This window comes from Siphonobacter sp., from assembly GCF_048595215.1.
Lineage (GTDB): Bacteria > Bacteroidota > Bacteroidia > Cytophagales > Spirosomataceae > Siphonobacter.
Genome location: NZ_JBMDWJ010000017.1, coordinates 1 through 3,653 on the forward strand (window position 1 = coordinate 1; position 3,653 = coordinate 3,653).

Below are 3,653 nucleotides of genomic sequence, written 5' to 3' on the forward strand. Positions count from 1 at the left end.
CTGAATGCTATTGCCCAGCCCCAGAATTCTTTTGAGAAAGTCATCCTGCAACCCGAGCTGATGGTACTCTCCTAATCAATAAATTTTCTTTTTCCTGGAAAATTGTGCATTCGTTTGTCCGCGTCCGTGCAAACGAATGTACATCCGTTTTCGCTGGTTTTGCCGCCCGATGACGGGTCTCACGGTAGCTTTTTTCTGCTTTTCTGCCCTACATTAGTACAACGTTTCTGATGTCCTCACGCCTATGTCGCTACCTTTTATCGTTTCCGCTCCGGGTCGTATCTGTTTATTTGGTGAACATCAAGATTACCTCGGATTACCCGTTATTGCCGCTGCCATTTCCTTGCGTTTACAAATTGAAGGGCACCTTCGCTCGGATCGTCAGGTACAGCTGACCATGCCGGATATTCATCATACGGAATCGTTCAATCTTCAATCCGAAATTCCCTACGGTCGTCAACGCGATTACTACAAAAGCGTACTGAATTTATTGCAACGCCAGGGAGCCGTATTCCCGCAGGGTTTCGACGCTCGCATTAGTAGCCAAATTCCCATTAATGCGGGTACTTCCAGCTCATCGGCTCTCGTTGTGGCCTGGGTGTATTATCTGACTCAGTTGATCGACTTTCCCATGTCCATACCACAATTGGCGGATTTGGCATACCGGGCCGAAGTTGAAGAATTCGGAGAACCCGGTGGTCGTATGGATCAAACGTCCAGTGCCGTAGGGCAGGTTATTTACCTGGAATCGCAACCGGTGCCTAAAGTAGAAACCCTAAAGCCGATTGCGGGTACATTTGTGCTCGGTGACTCTCAACAGGCGAAAGATACGCTGGGTGTCCTCAAGCACGTCAAGTACGGCATGTTGGAAGCCATTCGTAAAATCAAAGCGGCGGATTCATCCTTTTCTTTACCCACCTATCCCGCTCGCGAGGCCGACCGTTATCAGTCTTTGCTTACGCCAGATGAATTTATTCTGCTAAAAGGAAATCTTTCCGATCGGGATATTCTACGGGAAGCCAAAGACTTGCTCGCCCGACCCGAGCCCGACCCTAAACAATTCGGAGACTTACTCAATCGTCATCAATACAATCTGCGGGAAGCGAAACGCATTTCAACGGCTAAAATCGATCGGATGATCGACGTGGCTTTGGAAGCTGGAGCCTTAGGAGCCAAGATTAATGGCTCAGGTGGCGGTGGCTGTATGTTCGCCTACGCTCCTACTCACGCCGAAGCCGTTGCCGAAGCGATTGAACGGGCTGGCGGAAAAAGTTACATCATTACCATTGATGAAGGCGTACGTACTGAAACGCAATTGGCTCAAGTTTAACCAATACATCTCCCATGAATAAACGCATTCTGATTCTAGCCGGCGGGATGTCTTCCCGCATGAAAAAAGCGGTAGAAAACCTAGCGTTAGACCCCAAGCTAGTGGATCAGGCCAATACGCTCACCAAGGGCATGATTAGTGTGGGTACGGCGGGTCAGTCGCTGATCGATTATCAATTAATGAATGCGGTAGAAGCCGGATTCACGGAAGCCCTTCTTTTACTCCACCCGGAGGATTCGTTGACCCAAGCGTATTACGAATCCCATGGGTTTCCAGGCTTGTCCATACGCTTCGCCCGTCAGTACATCGCTGCTGACCGGCAAAAACCAGCGGGTACGGCAGACGCCGTCTTGCAAGCCTTGCAGCAGACACCGGAATGGCAACAGGGACGTTTGGTCATTTGTAATAGCGACAATCTGTACTCAACGCATGCTTTAAACTTGCTCTGGAATAATCCCCACCCCAACGCACTAGTCAGTTATGACCGGAACGCCTTACTATTTCCTGCCGAACGAATTCAAGCCTTTGCTTTGATCCGTACTAACGCGGAAGGGTTTCTACTGGATATTCACGAAAAACCCAGTGAAGCGGAAGTCGAAGCCGCTCGCCAACAAACTGGACGAGTTGGGGTTAGTATGAACCTCTTTGCTCTAGAGGCCCAACGATTGATTCCTTGTCTGGAAGCTACGCCTTTTCACCCCGTACGTAATGAAAAAGAATTGCCTACGGCCGTAAATCTATTGGCTCAGCTAACCAGCGTTTATACGCTACCGCTCTCTGAAAACGTACCGGACTTAACCAACAAAGAAGACATTGCTACCGTACAGCAATACCTGCGTGAAAAGTATTCATCTCTCGATCCTACACAACTATGAACAATCGTCGTAACTTCTTAAAAAACGCCGCTCTAGCTACGGCAGGCATGGCGTTCGTTCCTTCTATTCTTACGGCCCGGCCCAACGACCAGAAAGTACGTTTGGGTTTCATTGGAGTAGGTTTACGCGGCCGTGAACACGTACGCAACAGCATCCTCTTTCCACAGGTAGAAATCAATGCGATCTGCGATATTGATCCGGCAGCTGTGGCAAAAGCTCAAAAGATGTTACGGGATGCGGGCCGGAAGGAAGCCGTCGTCTACAGCAAGAATGAGCGGGATTTTGAGAGCATGGTTAAGCGGGAGGATCTGGATGGTATTATCATTGCCACCCCCTGGGAATGGCACGTACCTATGGCCGTATCGACGATGAAAGCGGGCAAGTACGCGGGCGTAGAAGTATCAGCCACGGTAACCTTGCAGGAGTCCTGGGATCTGGTTAATGCCTATGAAAAGACTGGTTCTCACTGTATGATTCTCGAAAACGTTTGTTACCGACGCGACGTCATGGCAGCGTTGAATATGGTTCGACAGGGTTTGTTTGGTGAACTTACGCATTTGGAATGCGGCTATGAGCATGACCTTCGGGAAGTAAAATTCAATGATGGTAAGAGTGCGTATGGCGGTGGCGTAGAGTTTGGGCAGAAAGGATTTTCGGAAGCCAAATGGCGGACGCAGCATTCGATTGATCGTAATGGCGATATTTATCCGACGCATGGTCTAGGACCCGTAGCTCAGATGATCAACATTAACCGGGGGAATCAATTTCAGTACTTGGTTTGGATGGCCACCACACCTTTAGGTCTTCACAAGTATATCGTAGACCACGGGGGAGCTGATCATCCGAACGCGAAGGTTAAATTCAAATTGGGTGACGTGGTACAAACCATGGTGAAATGTGCCAATGGCGAAACGATTCTGATTACGCATGATACGAACAGTCCCCGCCCTTATTCATTGGGTTTTAAAGTACAGGGTACGAATGGACTTTGGATGGACGAAGGCGATCAGATTTATATTGAAAAGAAAAGCCCGAAGGCTCACCAGTGGGAGAAAGATGCGGATTACATGAAGAAATACGATCACCCCCTGTGGACGAAGTTCGAGAAAAATGCCCAGGGAGCAGGCCATGGCGGCATGGACTATTTCGTTATGCAGGAATTTGTGATGGCGATTCAGGAAAAACGCTCGCCTGCCATCGATGTATATGATGCAGCGGCCTGGTCAGCCATTAGTCCTTTATCCGAAGAATCGATTAAAAAAGGCTCGGCTCCTATTCAAATCCCCGATTTTACCCGCGGCAAATGGAAAACGAATAAGCCTATCTTCGGGCTAGAGGTGTAAAACAAGAAAAGCCTTCTGAGTGGTCAGAGGGCTTTTTAGGGCTAGGCTATGCTTTCCTTTACCAGCTCTAGTCTACCCAGCAGCAGGGCACAACGCAAAAAAAAG

3 protein-coding genes are annotated in these 3,653 nt (G+C 48.9%); all 3 read left to right on the forward strand.

Annotation, left to right across the window (positions count from 1 at the left end):
* The first annotated feature begins 244 nt into the window (after positions 1-244).
* The 3 genes from ACOJTG_RS01070 to ACOJTG_RS01080 are packed head-to-tail and all read left to right on the forward strand — an operon-like array spanning position 245 to position 3,548.
* Positions 245-1,330 (forward strand): galactokinase family protein, encoded by a 1,086-nt coding sequence (locus ACOJTG_RS01070; RefSeq protein WP_420152104.1) that lies wholly within the window; start codon positions 245-247, stop codon positions 1,328-1,330.
* A gap of 14 nt (positions 1,331-1,344) precedes the next feature.
* On the forward strand, positions 1,345-2,205 hold the full coding sequence (locus ACOJTG_RS01075) for a sugar phosphate nucleotidyltransferase (RefSeq protein WP_420152105.1): 861 nt from the start codon (positions 1,345-1,347) through the stop codon (positions 2,203-2,205).
* The gene (locus ACOJTG_RS01080; protein ID WP_420152106.1) at positions 2,202-3,548 is read left to right on the forward strand and encodes a Gfo/Idh/MocA family protein; all 1,347 of its coding nucleotides are present in this window, start codon (positions 2,202-2,204) and stop codon (positions 3,546-3,548) included. The genes ACOJTG_RS01075 and ACOJTG_RS01080 overlap by 4 nt, the downstream gene beginning before the upstream one ends.
* Positions 3,549-3,653: the final 105 nt, after the last annotated feature.

Excerpts from the sequence above, each read along its gene's own strand:
- ACOJTG_RS01070 (WP_420152104.1), top strand. The coding sequence starts at position 245 with ATGTCGCTACCTTTTATCGTTTCCGCTCCGGGTCGTATCTGTTTATTT.
- ACOJTG_RS01075 (WP_420152105.1), top strand. The coding sequence starts at position 1,345 with ATGAATAAACGCATTCTGATTCTAGCCGGCGGGATGTCTTCCCGCATG.
- ACOJTG_RS01080 (WP_420152106.1), top strand. The coding sequence starts at position 2,202 with ATGAACAATCGTCGTAACTTCTTAAAAAACGCCGCTCTAGCTACGGCA.